Annotated in this window: 15 protein-coding genes; 8 read left to right on the top strand and 7 right to left on the bottom strand. The window is 53.3% G+C overall.

Annotated elements, in window-relative coordinates:
* Positions 1–139: 139 nt before the first annotated feature.
* Together QN359_RS18090 and QN359_RS18085 are read right to left on the bottom strand one after the other, a co-directional pair.
* Complete coding sequence (locus tag QN359_RS18090; RefSeq protein WP_322249833.1) at positions 140–700, bottom strand: adenine phosphoribosyltransferase; 561 nt, start codon at positions 698–700, stop codon at positions 140–142.
* 60 nt (positions 701–760) lie between these two features.
* Positions 761–2,743 carry a cation:proton antiporter gene (locus QN359_RS18085; RefSeq protein ID WP_322249834.1) on the bottom strand — a complete coding sequence of 661 codons (1,983 nt, stop codon included), beginning with the start codon at positions 2,741–2,743 and terminating at the stop codon, positions 761–763.
* Between the two features lie 113 nt (positions 2,744–2,856).
* On the opposite strand from QN359_RS18085, the gene QN359_RS18080 reads away from it, so the two are divergent.
* From QN359_RS18080 to QN359_RS18045, 8 genes are all read left to right on the top strand, one after another.
* Complete coding sequence (locus tag QN359_RS18080) at positions 2,857–3,924, top strand: KpsF/GutQ family sugar-phosphate isomerase (protein WP_322249835.1); 1,068 nt, start codon at positions 2,857–2,859, stop codon at positions 3,922–3,924.
* Positions 3,924–4,448 (top strand): HAD family hydrolase, encoded by a 525-nt coding sequence (locus QN359_RS18075; RefSeq protein ID WP_322249837.1) that lies wholly within the window; start codon positions 3,924–3,926, stop codon positions 4,446–4,448. The genes QN359_RS18080 and QN359_RS18075 overlap by 1 nt, the downstream gene beginning before the upstream one ends.
* Complete coding sequence (gene lptC / locus QN359_RS18070; RefSeq protein ID WP_322249839.1) at positions 4,445–5,071, top strand: LPS export ABC transporter periplasmic protein LptC; 627 nt, start codon at positions 4,445–4,447, stop codon at positions 5,069–5,071. The genes QN359_RS18075 and lptC overlap by 4 nt, the downstream gene beginning before the upstream one ends.
* Before the next feature lie 56 nt (positions 5,072–5,127).
* Positions 5,128–5,691 carry a lipopolysaccharide transport periplasmic protein LptA gene (lptA, locus tag QN359_RS18065; protein ID WP_322249840.1) on the top strand — a complete coding sequence of 188 codons (564 nt, stop codon included), beginning with the start codon at positions 5,128–5,130 and terminating at the stop codon, positions 5,689–5,691.
* A 1-nt stretch (position 5,692) separates the two neighbouring features.
* On the top strand, positions 5,693–6,445 hold the full coding sequence (gene lptB / locus QN359_RS18060; protein ID WP_322249842.1) for an LPS export ABC transporter ATP-binding protein: 753 nt from the start codon (positions 5,693–5,695) through the stop codon (positions 6,443–6,445).
* A gap of 11 nt (positions 6,446–6,456) precedes the next feature.
* Positions 6,457–7,935, top strand: a complete 1,479-nt coding sequence (locus tag QN359_RS18055; protein WP_322249843.1) for an RNA polymerase factor sigma-54 — start codon at positions 6,457–6,459, stop codon at positions 7,933–7,935.
* A gap of 113 nt (positions 7,936–8,048) precedes the next feature.
* The gene (gene hpf, locus QN359_RS18050; RefSeq protein ID WP_322249844.1) at positions 8,049–8,393 is read left to right on the top strand and encodes a ribosome hibernation-promoting factor, HPF/YfiA family; all 345 of its coding nucleotides are present in this window, start codon (positions 8,049–8,051) and stop codon (positions 8,391–8,393) included.
* Between the two features lie 118 nt (positions 8,394–8,511).
* Positions 8,512–9,606: an enoyl-CoA hydratase/isomerase family protein gene (locus QN359_RS18045; RefSeq protein ID WP_322249845.1), complete on the top strand. Its 1,095-nt coding sequence runs from the start codon at positions 8,512–8,514 to the stop codon at positions 9,604–9,606.
* Between the two features lie 53 nt (positions 9,607–9,659).
* Here QN359_RS18045 and QN359_RS18040 read toward each other — a convergent pair whose 3' ends face one another.
* The 5 genes from QN359_RS18040 to QN359_RS18020 form a co-directional block, all read right to left on the bottom strand.
* A complete protein-coding gene (locus QN359_RS18040; RefSeq protein ID WP_322249846.1) occupies positions 9,660–10,388 on the bottom strand; it encodes an ABC transporter ATP-binding protein in 729 nt (242 codons plus the stop codon).
* Between the two features lie 10 nt (positions 10,389–10,398).
* A complete protein-coding gene (locus QN359_RS18035; protein ID WP_322249847.1) occupies positions 10,399–12,360 on the bottom strand; it encodes a branched-chain amino acid ABC transporter ATP-binding protein/permease in 1,962 nt (653 codons plus the stop codon).
* Positions 12,361–12,370: 10 nt separating this feature from the next.
* Entirely contained in the window at positions 12,371–13,261 is an 891-nt protein-coding gene (locus QN359_RS18030; protein ID WP_322249848.1) for a branched-chain amino acid ABC transporter permease, read from the bottom strand.
* Between the two features lie 140 nt (positions 13,262–13,401).
* Positions 13,402–14,559, bottom strand: a complete 1,158-nt coding sequence (locus QN359_RS18025; RefSeq protein WP_322249850.1) for an ABC transporter substrate-binding protein — start codon at positions 14,557–14,559, stop codon at positions 13,402–13,404.
* Positions 14,560–14,781: 222 nt separating this feature from the next.
* Positions 14,782–15,489 carry a DUF4197 domain-containing protein gene (locus tag QN359_RS18020; RefSeq protein ID WP_322249853.1) on the bottom strand — a complete coding sequence of 236 codons (708 nt, stop codon included), beginning with the start codon at positions 15,487–15,489 and terminating at the stop codon, positions 14,782–14,784.
* Positions 15,490–15,617: the final 128 nt, after the last annotated feature.

Raw genomic sequence — 15,617 nt, 5'->3', positions numbered from 1 at the left:
AATGATACCGACTCACTACCCTTTTGCGACAGCCTCTGAAGGCCGGGGTTTCAAACCCTAGTCAGATTTTTGATGAACTGGGCTGAAAACTAAGCACGATGTTCAGGTCTGCCCAAGGAAAATCAGCAGCCCGGCACGCTCAATGACCATCGAATTGGCAAACGGTATACAGGGGCAAACCGCTTTGCTTGATCAGGCGAGAGCCGCCCAATTCCGGCAAATCAACGATGACGGCACCTTCGACTACGACGGCACCTAAGCGCTCGAGCAATTTGCGGCCAGCCATCATGGTGCCGCCGGTGGCAACCAAATCATCGATCAACACCACCCGGTCACCGGGCTGGCAAGCATCGGCGTGCAATTCCACCGTGGCGCTGCCATATTCGAGTTCATATTGTTCCGACACGGTATGAAACGGCAATTTGCCTTTTTTTCGGATCGGTATAAATCCGAGGTTGAGTTCATACGCCAGCACCGAACCGATGATGAAGCCACGGGCATCGAGTCCGGCAATGACATCAATCTGTTGATCCATGTAACGATGCACAAACATATCGATGAGCACACGGAATACCTTAGGATTTTGCAATAAAGGTGTGATATCACGAAACATCACACCAGCTTGTGGCCAGTCGGGTACGGTGCGGATATGGTCTTTGATATATTCGGCGGGGTTCAGCATCGGCGCAAGTCTTTCCATGGAAAATCAATCGAAAGCGCCGTACTGGAATAGATTAAGTAACGACGCAGCAAAAGCGCGTCATTTTAACAGGCGTTGCTCACCTCTTGCGACTGCTTCTGATGTGCCGCGTAACACCAGCACATCACCGCCCTGCAAAACCTGCATGCCCTCTGGCACCAAGTGCGACTTACCACGTCGTAAAGCCTGCACATCCAATTCCAAAGCGCCGAGTTCGAGTTCGGCCAAGCTTTTACCGACCGCTTGCGAGCGTTCTGGCAACACCACCGTGTGCAAACGGATTTGCAGATTTTCCGGGCTGTCGGTGGCGTCGCCCAGACCGTGAAAAAAGCCACGCAACGAGGCATAGCGAGCATCGCGTGCCGCCTGCACCTTATGCACCACACGCCGTAGCGGTACACCGAGCAGTACCAAGGCATGGGAGGCCAACATCAAGCTACCTTCCATTAATTCCGGCACGACTTCGGTGGCACCGGCAGCGCGTAGTATATCGAGATCGCTATCGTCATGACTGCGTATGATGACCGGCAAGCCCGGATGCATCTCCGTAACAAAATGCAAAATTTTTAAGGCCGAGGCGGTGCCGGTGTAGGTCACTACCAAGGCGGCAGCGCGATTGATGCCGGCGGCTTTGAGACTCTCGCGCCGCGCCGCATCACCATACGAAACATTGGCACCAGCCGTTTGCGCTTCACGCACGCGGTCAGGATCGAGATCGAGCGCATGGTATTCGATATTTTCTTCGGCCAGCAAACGTGCCAGGCTTTGGCCGCTACGGCCGAAACCGGCAATGATGACGTGTTTTTTTGCATTCATCGTGCGTGCCGCAATTTGCGTCAACGCCAGTGACTGCATCATCCATTCGTTGGCAGAGAATTTCATCACGATGGCATCCGACTTGGCCAAGATGAAGGGTGAAGCCAACATCGAGAGCACCATCGCCGCCAAGATGACTTGCAATAAGTCGGCATCAATGAGGTGCAATACTCCTGCTTGGTTGAGCAACACAAAACCGAATTCGCCCGCCTGCGCCAAGCCCAAACCGGTGCGCAACGCAGCACTGGTCGGACTGCCGAATAATTTAGCCAAGCCGGTAATGAGTAATAATTTCATCAGCATCGGCACCACAAACAACAATAAGACCAATCCGAACTGATTCCACACCACACCTAAATTGAGCAACATGCCGATGGTAATGAAGAACAAGCCGAGCAAGACATCGCGAAACGGTTTGATATCTTCCTCAACCTGGTGCCGATATTCGGTTTCGGAAATTAACATGCCGGCAACAAAAGCGCCGAGCGCCATCGATAAACCGGCTTTTTCAGTCAACCAAGCCGCACCCAAGGTGATGAGCAGCAGATTGAGCATGAATAATTCCTGCGAGCGCCGCTTAACCACAATGCGAAACCACACGCGCATCAGTTTCTGCCCACCGACGAGCAGGATACCCAAGACCAGCACGGCTTTGGCACCGGCCCAGGCCAGCGTTTGCACAATGTCATCAGAATGCGCCGCCAGTGCCGGCACCATGATCAGCAAAGGCACCACGGCCAAATCTTGAAACAGCAATACGCTGATGATCTGGCGACCGTGCGGACTTTCCAGCTCTAATTTCTCGGTCAACATTTTCGACACAATCGCCGTCGATGACATGGACAAGGCCCCGCCGAGTGCAAACGAGGCTTCCCAACTGATCTGAAAATACTGTGGCAACCAGTGTGCGGCCATCCATGCGGCAGCCATGGCCATGAGGATGGTGGTCAGTACCTGCGCCATGCCAAGACCGAACACCGCGCGCCGCATGGCCATCAATTTGGCTAAAGAAAATTCCAAGCCTATCGAAAACATCAGGAAGACCACGCCGAATTCTGCCAACTCGTGGGTGACCACGCCATCTTCTGCCATGCGCAGGCCGAATGGACCGATTAAAATGCCGACCGTCAAGTAACCTAAGATGGGTGGCAATTGCAACATGCGAAATGCTACCACACCAAAAACGGCGGCGGCCAGCAGAGTGAGTGTGGTATCGAGAGCAGTCATGCCTGCTATTATTGCCGATTTATGGCGTGCACTTTCTGCTTTCTGCGTATGCTTCTACACTACCTTACATCTGGCAGAGTTTTTGCTTACTGAATTTGGTTTATACTTCGGACATGACTGCTTTTCCTGCCTCCCATTTCTCGGCTCCTTCGGCCCCGCCGGCCGACCTATCCAACTCGTCCAACTCGGCCGATGCCAGCAGCGCCTTGCGCGCTCTGCAACTTGCCTCGGACACCTTGCAAATTGAAGCCGATGCCATTATTGCATTAAAGAATAGACTAAATAGCAGCGATGCGCCTGGCTTCGCGCAGGCCGTGCGCATCGCACTGCAATGCAGTGGCCGCGTGATCGTCTCTGGGATCGGTAAATCTGGCCATATCGCACACAAAATTGCCGCGACCTTCGCCTCAACTGGCACACCGGCATTTTTTGTGCATCCGGCCGAAGCCGCCCATGGCGACTTAGGCATGATCATGCGCGAAGATGCCTTCATCGCCATTTCGTATTCCGGCGAAACGGTCGAATTAATGGCAATATTGCCAATAATTAAACGCTTGGGCGTCAAGCTGATTGCTTTCACCGGCAATCCGGAGTCGAGTTTGGCACGGCTCGCCGATGTCCACCTGAGCTTGCAAGTCGATAGAGAAGCATGTCCGCTTAACCTGGCACCGACCGCCAGCACCACGGTCACCTTGGCGCTCGGCGATGCCTTGGCGGTAGCTGTACTCGATGCCCGAGGCTTTCGCGAAGAAGATTTTGCCCGCTCGCACCCGGGTGGGGCGCTCGGCCGCCGTCTGTTGACGCATGTGAAAGATGTCATGCGCACGGGCGATGCCATCCCGCGTGTACGACCGGACACCAAATTGATCGTCGCCTTATTGGAGATCACCAAAAAAGGCATGGCGATGACTGCTGTGGTTGATGAGCAAGATCACATCATCGGCGTATTTACCGATGGCGATCTGCGCCGCATGATGGAGAGCGTGCGCGATTTCACGCAAATCAGCATTGCCGAAGTCATGCATAAAAATCCCCACAGCATACGTGCCGAACAATTGGCCGTCAAAGCGGTTGAGGTGATGGAAACCTACCGCATCAATCAGTTGTTGGTCACCGATGCAGACGACAAACTCGTCGGTGCCTTGCATATCCACGACCTGACCCGTGCCAAGGTGATTTAATGAATGACGCTAGCGCCCGCGCTGCCCGCATACGCCTGATGATTTTTGATGTCGATGGCATTCTCACCGATGGCAGCCTGCATTTCAGTGCCGATGGCGAGGCTTTGAAAACTTTCAATGTCCTTGATGGCCAAGGCATACGTTTGCTGCAAGATGCAGGTATCGCCACGGCCATCATCAGTGCCCGGCAATCGCCCATCGTCAGCAAACGTGCCGCCGATCTCGGCATCACCCACGTGCGCCAAGGGATACACGACAAAAAAACCGCATTCCTGTCACTGCTGACAGAATTGCAGATAGCGGCCGAAGAATGTGGTTTTATTGGTGATGACATCATCGATTTGCCGGTATTGACTCGGGTCGGCTTTGCGGCCAGCGTCCCCAACGGCCACCTCGAAGTGCGCCAACGGGTGCATTACGTTTGCAACACGGGCGGCGGGCACGGCGCGGCGCGGGAAGTGTGCGATTTTATTTTGCGCGCACAGAATAAGTATGAACAAGTATTGTCCAGCTATCTGACATGAAATCTCCCATCACTATCGACCGTGCGCGCATTTGGATCGCCGTTACCGTGATGGCTGGCGTGGCTTTGGCCAGTTTCTGGATCGACGATGCGATGCGCCGCCGCGGTGCCGATGAATATCATCGTATCAATGTACGTGCCGAGCCTGACTACTATGTTGAGAAATTTAATTTTATTAAATTATCCAATGAGGGCAAGGCGAATTACCATGTCACCGGCGAGCGCTTGATTCATTTGCCGCAAACCGATCAGATCGAAATCAGCAAACCGCATATCAACAGTTTCGACGCGCAACGCGCGCCGATCACCATCATCGCCGAGCGCGCCGTGGTGGATCAAAAGTCCAACTTGATCACACCAGCACGCCAACATGATGTCGTGCATCTGTATGATCAGGTCAGCGTCGACCGCCCCGATGGCTTGAACTCGCATTACATGCGGCTTGAGACCGATTACCTGATGTTGATACCGGATGATGATGTGATCCAATCGGATCGCGCCGTTACGCTGCTGAGTAAAAACACAGAAACTCATGCGGTCGGCATGTTTGCCAATAACAGCAGCCAGCAATTGGAATTATTAAGTAAAGTCCACTCGCGCATTAAGAAACGCAGCAACAATTAACACCGCCACCATGGTTTTAAGTGTCTGCAATATTGAATTTTTAGAAAGTACCCCGTATGCCAAGCATCCTCACTCTGCGTATGATGACAACGGCACTGCTGGCCACGCTGGTCGGCACCCTGTTGCCCTCGGCCCACGCTGAAAAAGCCGATAGCCAAAAAGAAATGGTTATCGAAGCGGAACATTTAGTCAGCGAAGGCAAGAGCAACACCAATACATTTACCGGCGACGTCGTCATCACCCGCGGCACCTTATTAGTCAAGGCCGAACGCGCGGTAGCGGTGAAAGCGGCCGATGAGTTTCAGCATATCAATCTGTTCGCCAAACCCGGTGCCAAAATACATTTCCGCCAGAAACGCGATGGCGGTGCCGATTTATGGGTCGAGGGCGAAGCCGAAAAAGCGGAATATGATGAGAAAACCGAATTCGTTAAATTTATTTCCAAGGCCCATGTGCGCTATCTCGACGGCAAGCGCGTCACCGATGAGCAGGAAGGCGAGTTTCTTTCCTATGATAGTAAAAATGATGTCTTCGTCGGCAGCAATTCGAGCAACGGTACCCAGGTCAACGGTGGCGGCCGTATCAAAATGACGATACAACCGAAAAATCAGGCGAACTGACATGAGCGAACAACAAAGTACCTTGATGGTCAAAGGCTTGCAAAAACGTTACGGTGCGCGCCAAGTAGTGCGCGATGTTTCGCTGCTCGTCAAAAGCGGTGAAGTGGTCGGGCTGTTGGGCCCGAATGGTGCCGGAAAAACCACCTCGTTTTATATGATCGTCGGCTTGGTTCCATCGGATGCGGGTGAAATCAAAATCGACGGCGTCGACGTCTCCCATTTACCTATCCATCGGCGCGCCGTGCTCGGCTTGTCTTACTTGCCACAGGAAGCCTCGGTGTTTCGTAAGTTGACGGTGGAAGAAAATATACGCGCCGTATTGGAGTTACAAAAAAGCAAAGATGGAAAATATTTAAGCGAAAAAAAAATCAGCGCTCGTCTCAATGCTTTGTTGGCTGACTTGCAAATTGAACAAATTCGCGATAGCCAAGCCATGGCGCTGTCGGGCGGCGAACGGCGACGCGTAGAAATCGCCCGGGCGCTGGCGACCAACCCACGTTTCGTGCTGCTCGATGAACCGTTCGCCGGTGTCGATCCGATTGCTGTCATCGAAATTCAGCGCATCGTCGGCTTTCTCAAAGAGCGCGGCATCGGCGTCTTGATCACCGATCACAATGTGCGTGAAACTCTGGGCATTTGTGACCACGCCTACATCATCAACCAAGGTGCCGTGCTGGCCAGCGGCAAACCGGACGACATCATCCAAAATGAGTCAGTGCGTCGGGTTTATTTGGGAGAACATTTCCGCATGTGACGGGAAGAATCATGAAACAAAGCCTGCAACTTCGTACCTCCCAGCACTTGGCATTGACACCACAATTACAGCAATCGATACGCTTGCTGCAATTGTCAACCTTGGAGCTGCATCAGGAACTGGAAAATCTGCTGCTCGAGAATCCACTGCTCGAGCGCGTCGACGACCCGCTCGAGCACGCCGTGCGTTTGTTGGCCGACGGTGCCATCAACAGCGCCAGCAGCACGCCTGATGCCGGCATGGAAACAGCGTTGCCGCAGGAAGCCGCCAGTGCCAGCACAGAAGCAGTGGCCGAGATCGAGGTGCCGATCAATGACAGCGTCAGTGCCGCTCAAGATGACTGGAGCGATGTCGCACCCGGCCAGCGCAACGATGATGACGATGAAGGCTTTCGTCAACTCGAAGCCAGTCATATCAGCCTGCGCGAACACTTGCTCGAACAAATGCGTCTGAGCTTGCGTATTCCGCGCGACTTGGCCTTGGTCGAATTGATCATCGATGCCATCGATGATCATGGCTACCTGACTGAGACGCTCGATGAAATTCATGCCAGCTTGCCGCTGGAATTATGCGTCGAAGCCGAAGAGTTGTCATTTGCATTATGTATGGTGCAGAGCTTCGATCCACCCGGCGTCGGTGCGCGTCACGTGGCCGAATGTTTGGCCCTGCAAATCAAACGCTTGCCGCAGATCGCCTTCGTCACGCGGCGACTGGCGCTGGCAATTATAGAAACACAACTGCCGCTGTTCGCCCAGCGCGATTTCGGCAAACTCAAAAAAATCTTCGATTGCGATGATGAAGACTTACGCGAAGCGCAAACCGTGATCCGCATGTGCCAACCACGTCCAGGCAGCAGCTTTGCGCTCAACAGTTCCGACTATGTGGCACCGGACGTGATCGTCAAAAAATCAGCCAATGGCTGGCAAGTTTTACTCAATCAAGACGTGATGCCCAAGCTGCGGGTGAACAATATGTATGCCAATATCATGCGCCAAAATCGCGGTGATACCTGTATGGCACCGCAGTTGCAAGAAGCACGTTGGTTGATCAAAAATATGCGTCAACGTTTCGAAACAATTTTGCGTGTCGCCCAAGCGATAGTGGAAAGACAACGGAACTTTTTCACCCACGGTGCCGTTGCCATGCGACCCCTTGTGTTGCGCGAAATAGCTGATACACTAGGTCTACACGAGAGCACTATTTCTCGTGTAACAACGCAAAAATACATGCTCACCCCGCATGGTATGTTTGAGTTGAAGTATTTTTTCGGCAGTCATGTAGCGACGGAAACCGGCGGCGAAGCTTCATCCACCGCGATCCGCGCACTCATCAAGCAATTGATAGGAGCAGAAGACCAGAAAAGCCCACTCTCTGACAGTAAAATCGCAGACATGCTGGGTGAACAGGGTATGGTGATTGCTCGGCGTACCGTTGCAAAATACCGTGAAGCTCTGAAAATCCCCCCGGTCAGTATGCGTAAATGTTTTTAAACAGACCTTGAAATCACGTTTTACATTGCTATATATAATTTAGCTCGAACGCATCTTTTCAATGAGCTGAAGATAGATCACCCTAGCAAGTACCATCATCATAGGAGCGTAGTATGAATCTCACCATCAGTGGACATCACGTCGAAGTAACTCCTGCAATTCGTGAATACGTACATACCAAACTTGAGCGTGTCCGGCGACATTTTGATCAAGTTATTGATATCGCTGTCATTCTGACTGTCGATAAGCTCCGCGAAAAAGAGAAGTGCCATAAGGCCGATATTAATCTGCACATCAGCGGTAAAGACATCCACGTTGAAAGCCTGGCACATGACTTGTACGCAGCCATCGATGCCCTCATCGACAAGCTCGATCGGCAAGTCATCAAACACAAAGATAAGATTCAGGAACACCCACATGAAGCGATCAAGCATATGCCTGATCCCGCGTCGGCGTAATTGATCTGACTCTTACTCTGTGAAAGTAAAAAGGACGCCTCAGCGTCCTTTTTTCATCTGCATGCCACCAGCCCGGGACACCGGCTAAAATACACTTTTCCCTTTGAGCGGTCATATCATGAGCGAACACATTCTCACCTCGGTCAACAATCAGATTGCCTACCTTTGCATGGACCGTCCGGCCGCGCTCAATTCGCTCTCACTGGAAATGGTCCGCACCCTCAGCGCACAGTTGCTGGCCTGGCGTGAGGATACCAGCATTCGCGCCGTAGTCATCCACAGCAGCGCAGAGAAAGCCTTCTGTGCTGGTGGTGACATCCGCTTTTTTTATGAAGTCGGCAGCGTCGGCCCGGTCGGCGGCAGCGCCCTCTTGGAAGATTTTTTCAGCGAAGAATACGCGCTCAATCATTTGATTCATTTCTACCCTAAGCCCTACATCGCCATCATGAATGGCGTGGTCATGGGTGGCGGCATGGGTGTTGCTCAAGCCGGCCCGGCATGCCGCCTGCGCATCGTCACCGAGCGCACCAAGATGGCTATGCCGGAAGTAAATATCGGTTTATTCCCCGATGTCGGCGGTGGCTATTTCCTGTCGCGTTGCCCCGGTCAAATCGGTACTTACCTTGGCCTGTCCGGCGACATCATCACTGCCGCCGATGCCCTGTATGCCGACCTGGCCGATGTCTTCGTCCCAACCGCCGAATTGCCAGCACTGTTCGAGTTGCTGGCGCACAGCGATGCGCTCGATCTGCGCGCAGCCATACGTGAATTTGCCGCGCCATTCGCGCAACAAGCGCGGCCAGAGGCGAGCATGTTGGCGCGTGAACGGGCGCTGATCGATAGGCATTTCAGCGCAGCCAGCGTGCCAGACATCGTTACGACACTGAGCGCTGACGTCGCCGAATTCGCACAAAAAACCGCCGCCAATATGGCCAAACGTTCGCCGCTGCTGATGTGCGTGACGCGCGAACAACTGCGCCGCAGCGCCGGCATGACGGTATCCGATTGCTTGCGCATGGAACGCGGCATGGTGCGCCACTGTTTCACGCATGGCGAAGTACTCGAAGGGATACGCGCGTTGGTGGTGGAAAAAGACCATGCGCCGCAATGGCGACCGGCACAACTGAGCGAGGTCAGCAAGGCCATGGTGCAGGATTTTTTTGCGCCGGCGTGGCCCGACTATGCACATCCGCTGCGCGAGTTGCGCGGTTGACGATTGATTAAAAAAAGGGCAGCTGCAGCTGCCCCTTTTTCTATCCTGATAACTCAGTGCGCAGCACCGCCACCGAGATACGCGGCTTGTACCGCCGGATCATTCTGTAACTTGGCCGCCGGCCCATGTACCGAGATGCGACCGTTTTCCAGCACATAACCGTAGTCAGCCACCGCCAAGGCGGCAGCGGCGAACTGCTCGACCAGCAGCATGGTGATGCCTTCCTTCTTGAGCCGAGAAATGATGCGAAACACTTCATCGACCAAGATCGGTGCCAAGCCCATCGACGGTTCATCGAGCAAAATCACTTCGGGGTTGAGCATCACTGCGCGCGCCATCGCCAGCATTTGCTGTTCGCCGCCCGACAAGGTGCCGGCCAATTGATTGCGCCGCTCGCGCAAACGGGGAAACAACTCCATCGCTTTTTGCAAATCGCTGTCGATATCGCCGCGGGTGCGCGCATTGGTAAAGCGCGGAAACGCTCCCAATAATAAATTATCGGTCACGCTCATGGTCGAAAACACCCGCCGGCCTTCCGGCGAATGGGCCAAACCGGCACGTGCGATACGATGTGAATCGAGCCCGGTAATATCGTTACCGGCCAAACGCACGGTGCCCTCTTTCGGTTTCAACATGCCCGAAATGGCGCGCATGGTGGTGGTTTTTCCGGCACCGTTAGAGCCGATCAAGGTCACCACTTTGCCCTTCGGGACTTCGATGGAAATGCCATGCAATACTTGCACCTTGCCGTAGGCCGCGTGTAAATTTGAAATACTCAGCATACTGTTCTCCTTAGGCGCTGGCCGCGTTGGTGGCCGCAGCGAGATCGTCGCTGACACTGCCGCCGAGATAAGCCTCGATGACTTTCGGGTCGGCCTGCACATCGGCCGGCTTTCCTTCGCAAATTTTCTGACCAAAATCGAGCACCGTCACGGTGTCGCAGATCGACATCACCACATCCATATGATGTTCGATCAGAATGATCGTCACACCGTGGTCGCGAATTTTGCGAATGATAGCGATGAGCTCTTTGATATCGGGTGCGGTCAAGCCAGCCGCCGGTTCATCGAGCAACAATAATTGTGGATTGAGACCGAGCGCACGGCCGATTTCCAGCAAGCGTTGTTTACCATATGGTAAATTGCGTGCCTCTTCATTGGCTAAATCGGACAAACCGACAAACTGCAAAATACTCGCTGCCCGCGCCCGTGCCGCCTGCTCTTCACGGCGATAGCGCGGCGTATGCAGCATGACATCACCGACATGACTGCGGAAGGTACTGTGCAAACCAACCAAGACGTTTTCTATCGCCGTCATCTCACCGAACAGTTGCACATTCTGAAAAGTACGTGCCACCCCACCCAAAGCAATCGCCGACGGCGTCATGCCCGAAATCAGTTTGCCGGCAAATTCGACCACGCCATCGGTCGGTTTGTAGATGCCGGTGAGTACATTCATCATCGTGCTTTTACCGGAACCGTTAGGACCGATCAAGCCATGCACGGTGCCTTTGGCGATTTGCAGATCGACCTGATTCAAGGCTTTCAAACCACCGAACTGCATCAGAATTTGTCGGCCGCTGAGTAAAATACCGACGCGCTCGCCATTGGCTTTGGCTATCGCCAATTCATCACTCACCGCCAATTGTGCAGTATTGGCCACTAAATGGCGCGGGCCCTTGCCGAATAAGGCATTGACGAAACCGACGATACCATCCTGCAGGTAATACACGACAAACAAAGTCATCAAACCGAAAATCGTCAGCCGCCAGTCAGTGATATTTTCGAGCTTGTAAGAAAAGATCGCCATCCCCACCGTTGCCACTACTGGTACGGCCAATTCACGCACGGTCTTGCGTCCTTTAAACAGGGTGAAAGCAGCCCCGAGTACGCCGACTACGGCAGCCACCGTCGCGATCTGACGGAACAGTTCGATATCGGCCAACAGCGAAGGCAGCATCACCACAATGAAGGCACCGAGCAGCGAACCGATACGGCTTTTCCGCCCGCCCATGATGACCGCCAAGAGGAACAGTATGGTCAATTCAAAGTTGTACGTGTTCGGTGAAATATACTCTTCTGAATAGGCATACAAACTACCGGCCAAACCAGCCAAGGCGGCGCTGATCACGAAGGCGTAAACCTTGTAACGATACACCGACACGCCCATGCAGTCGGAGGCGATAGGACTGTCGCGCAGCGCTTGAAATGCTCGTCCCAGATGCGAGCGTAAGATACGATGGACCAACACCGTCGCCAACACCATCATCACCGCGACCAAATAGTAATTGCCGACTTCGGATAATTTTTGTCCGAACAAAATTGGCTTGGCGACTTTCAGTCCCATCGGCCCCTCGGTGAGAAAACTCATCTCATTGATCAGGATTTGAATGATGGTACCGAAGGCCAGCGTGACCATCGCCAGATACGGCCCAGTCACGCGCAATGCTGGCAGTGCCAACAGCGCACCGAACACGGCAGTGACGCCTATACTGGCCGGCAGCGCCAGCAGTATCGGCATACCGAGTTTAAAATACAGCACGCCGGTGGTGTACGAACCGATGCCGAACAAGCCGGCATGGCCGAGCGAGACTTGACCAGTGTAACCAACCACGATGTCGAGGCCAAACAATAAGATGGCATAAATCAGGATGGTTTCTGCCAGATGCAAATAATACGGGTTGTGCATGAACACCGGGAACAAACCGAGTGCCGCAATACCGAGCAGCGATGCTGCCATAGTCTTGATATTCATTGTCTGTCTCCTAGACCTTTTTGATCGCGGCTTTGCCGAATAATCCGGCCGGCTTGAAGGCCAAAACCAGCAACAGCAACACCAGGCCCGGTACTTCTTTGTAGCCGGTGGAAATATAAAAACCCGTCAAGGTTTCTGCCACGCCGAGTATCAAACCACCGACGATCGCACCCATACCGGAAGTCAAACCACCGATAATCGCTACGGCAAAGGCTTTCAAACCCAGCGCCGAGCCCATGGTGGCGCCGGTCAAGGTCAAGGGTGCAACCAGCACACCGGCGAAGGCCGCCGTGGCAGATGACAAGGCGTAAGAAAAGGTAATCACCATGCTGGTGTTGATGCCCATCAGACCGGCGGCGTCGCGATCATTGGAAGTCGCCACCACCGCTTTGCCATAGATGGATTTACGGTTGAACAATTCCACCGCCAACATCATCGCCAAGGCACCGATCACCACCACCACTTGCATGGGCTGAACATTGGCACCGAAAATTTGAAACGGTGCGGCCGACAGAGGCGAAGGGAAAGTCAAATCATCTTTACCCCAGATATTTTCCGCGACATTTTTGAAGATAATCGCCAATGCAATGGTCGACATGATCCAACCGAATTCGGATTTGATTTTGATTGCCGGGCGCACCGCAATCCATTCCACTACCACGCCCTGTAAGCCGCCGAACAAGATCACCAGCGGTATCATCAGCCAGTAATTCATGTACGGGCCGCCGTGTACGCTGCCGACCAAACTCAGGCCCACCAAGGCACCGAGCATGAGCGACTCGCCTTGGCCAAAGTTAAGTGTGCCGGAAGTTGCAAAGGTCAGTTGATAACCAAAGGCGATGACGGCGTAAATCATCCCCAGCGAAATACCGCTGAAGACAAGCTGTAATAAGATTTCCATTTTTCACTCCAAGGGAGTAGGGCCGTAGCTATACCGCATGGCTGTCGCAAGCGACAGCCATGACATAGCAACTAAGCGATGCAGAGAAAGGGAGCCGGCACTGCTGCGCCTGCTCCGTATGCCAAGAACGGAAGTAAGTCTTACTTCTCGACCACGATGTGACCATCTTTTGCAGTCCCCATCAACGGCATGCCGGCTTTGATCGCCTCATGATCGTCATGACTGAACGGTTTGTTGTAGGTGGCGACCACGCCCTCTACGGTTTCATTCAGATTTTCCAAGGCCGCACGGACTTTCGGGCCTTCGGTACTGCCGGCTTGTTTGAACGCAGCGGCCAACAGATAGATCGAGTCGTAACCTTGAGCAGCCGAAACGGCCGAAGGGATGCGATCAACTTTATACGATTTTTGGTAGGCTTCGATGAAGGCCTTACGCTTCGGTGTGTTCGGATCTTGGATGAAGGTTTGTGGCATCGATGCGCCGTTACCGTTTTTACCGGCATTGTCGAGGAAGTTCCCCATCGATAAAGTCCAGCTACCGATCATCGGCACTTTCCAACCGAGTTTTTCCATGCCATTGGCAATTTGCGCCAGTTCAGGACCGATGCCGTAAGTCAGAATCACTTCGGCACCATTCTGCTTAGCCTTGAGCAATTGCGCCGTCATATCGACGTCTTTGATATTGAATTTTTCCACGGCGACTGGTTTCAAACCTTTGGCACTCAAGGCTTTTTCCAAATCAGCACGGCCGAGTTGGCCGTAGTTGGTGGAATCGGCCAGAATCGCCACCTTGGTGAACTTGCGCTTGCCGACCGCTTCTTCAACGATCATGGCAGACTGAATCGTGTCACTGGCGGCAGTGCGGAAAATGTAATTGTCAGCAAATTCAGGTGCCAGAAATTGCTTCGTGACTACGCTGCCAGTCGCGACATTATTCAAGACTGGAATTTTAGCTTCTTGGTAAAAACGCTGCGAAGCCAAAGATACGCCGGTATTGATGTAACCTACCGTGGCCACGACGCGCTCTTTATTGATCAACTCTTGCGCGACTTGCACGCCACGTTCATTTTTGGCTTCATCATCACGCTCGATCAATTGCAGTGGTCGGCCGAGGACGCCGCCTTTGGCATTGATTTCTGCAACGGCAAGTTTCACGCCGTCACGCATCGACACACCCATCGGTGCGGAGCCGCCAGTGAATGGGCCAGCCACACCGATTTTAATCGGTTCAGCGGCCACGGCGGCCAGCGACCAGCTCAGCAGAGCGGAAGTAATCAGTGCTTGTATTTTGTAGGACATGTTGGTCTCCAGATTTTTTTTATAGAATAGACGACTCGTGCTTGAAACTCTTAGCGTTTATTGCCATTGTAAAGTACCAGAAAACTGATGCTGCGTTGCAACAAGCTCTACTTAAGTGAAACTACGCAGCTGGCCGTCTACGCGCTGCTGAAAAACGCGCTTGGCGCGCATTGGGGCGGCCGTAGCAAGAGTGTGACTCGCCCCAAAAAACCACAGTCGCGCTTATTTCATCAAACCAAAGACCTTGGCAATGGCGCTGCTGCCGGCCCCGAGCGGATCTTTCCGAATCGCCTGCTCTTGCTCACCGATAATGAGAAACAAGCCGTCGAGCGCCTTTTGTGTCACATAGGCTTCCACACTGGCCTCTTGCGCCGGTACCGCACCGAACTTCTGCACCTGAGAGACGACGCTATTATATTGTGCCGATAAAGCGACTTTATCGGTCGCCCCTTTGACTGCCGGTAAAAATTTCTGATACAAAGCCGGTGCGGTTTTTTGTTTGAAAAAATCGGTGACCGAAGTATCGCCGCCGCTGAGGATATTCTTGGCGTCGGTCAAGCTCATACTCTTGACGGCATTGAGTAACAGTGGTTTGGCCATAGGCACAGCGGCTTCGGCGGCATGGTTCATCGCCACCACCAAGTCATCGAGCTGTTGGCCTTTACCGGTCATTTTGAGGATGGGACGGGCTTTTTCCAAGATGGATGGCAAAGGGATTTTGACTTTATCGTTGCCGAGAAAACCGTTTTCCACGCCCAATTGCGCCACCGCCGCGACCGCCCCTTTATCGAGTGCGGCCTTCATGCCGGTGCTGGCGTCTTGATTACTGAGTGCGTCGAGCGAAAACGCCTGGGCAGCTATGGCAGCAAGCAAGATTGAAGCGGCCGCCAGCTGTTTTAATGGAAATGCAATTTTTACTTTATGAAACATGGAAAACTCCTCAAACAAGTTAATGGATCGTCGCAAGCGACGATGGAAAATACTCTGGAAGGGGTTTGCATCCCCTCCCATCGCGTCGCTCCTTCGTCGCTCACCGGCCAAAAGAGGCTGTCGCAAAA

It is taken from the genome of Undibacterium sp. 5I2, assembly GCF_035019605.1.
Classification (GTDB): Bacteria; Pseudomonadota; Gammaproteobacteria; order Burkholderiales; family Burkholderiaceae_D; genus Undibacterium.
This window is presented reverse-complemented; position numbering and strand designations above follow the sequence as displayed.

What these genes read in the sequence shown, in the direction of transcription:
- QN359_RS18090 (WP_322249833.1), bottom strand. Translation starts at nt 700, where the DNA reads ATGGAAAGACTTGCGCCGATGCTGAACCCCGCCGAATATATCAAAGAC.
- QN359_RS18085 (WP_322249834.1), bottom strand. Translation starts at nt 2,743, where the DNA reads ATGACTGCTCTCGATACCACACTCACTCTGCTGGCCGCCGCCGTTTTT.
- QN359_RS18080 (WP_322249835.1), top strand. Translation starts at nt 2,857, where the DNA reads ATGACTGCTTTTCCTGCCTCCCATTTCTCGGCTCCTTCGGCCCCGCCG.
- QN359_RS18075 (WP_322249837.1), top strand. Translation starts at nt 3,924, where the DNA reads ATGAATGACGCTAGCGCCCGCGCTGCCCGCATACGCCTGATGATTTTT.
- lptC (WP_322249839.1), top strand. Translation starts at nt 4,445, where the DNA reads ATGAAATCTCCCATCACTATCGACCGTGCGCGCATTTGGATCGCCGTT.
- lptA (WP_322249840.1), top strand. Translation starts at nt 5,128, where the DNA reads ATGCCAAGCATCCTCACTCTGCGTATGATGACAACGGCACTGCTGGCC.
- lptB (WP_322249842.1), top strand. Translation starts at nt 5,693, where the DNA reads ATGAGCGAACAACAAAGTACCTTGATGGTCAAAGGCTTGCAAAAACGT.
- QN359_RS18055 (WP_322249843.1), top strand. Translation starts at nt 6,457, where the DNA reads ATGAAACAAAGCCTGCAACTTCGTACCTCCCAGCACTTGGCATTGACA.
- hpf (WP_322249844.1), top strand. Translation starts at nt 8,049, where the DNA reads ATGAATCTCACCATCAGTGGACATCACGTCGAAGTAACTCCTGCAATT.
- QN359_RS18045 (WP_322249845.1), top strand. Translation starts at nt 8,512, where the DNA reads ATGAGCGAACACATTCTCACCTCGGTCAACAATCAGATTGCCTACCTT.
- QN359_RS18040 (WP_322249846.1), bottom strand. Translation starts at nt 10,388, where the DNA reads ATGCTGAGTATTTCAAATTTACACGCGGCCTACGGCAAGGTGCAAGTA.
- QN359_RS18035 (WP_322249847.1), bottom strand. Translation starts at nt 12,360, where the DNA reads ATGAATATCAAGACTATGGCAGCATCGCTGCTCGGTATTGCGGCACTC.
- QN359_RS18030 (WP_322249848.1), bottom strand. Translation starts at nt 13,261, where the DNA reads ATGGAAATCTTATTACAGCTTGTCTTCAGCGGTATTTCGCTGGGGATG.
- QN359_RS18025 (WP_322249850.1), bottom strand. Translation starts at nt 14,559, where the DNA reads ATGTCCTACAAAATACAAGCACTGATTACTTCCGCTCTGCTGAGCTGG.
- QN359_RS18020 (WP_322249853.1), bottom strand. Translation starts at nt 15,489, where the DNA reads ATGTTTCATAAAGTAAAAATTGCATTTCCATTAAAACAGCTGGCGGCC.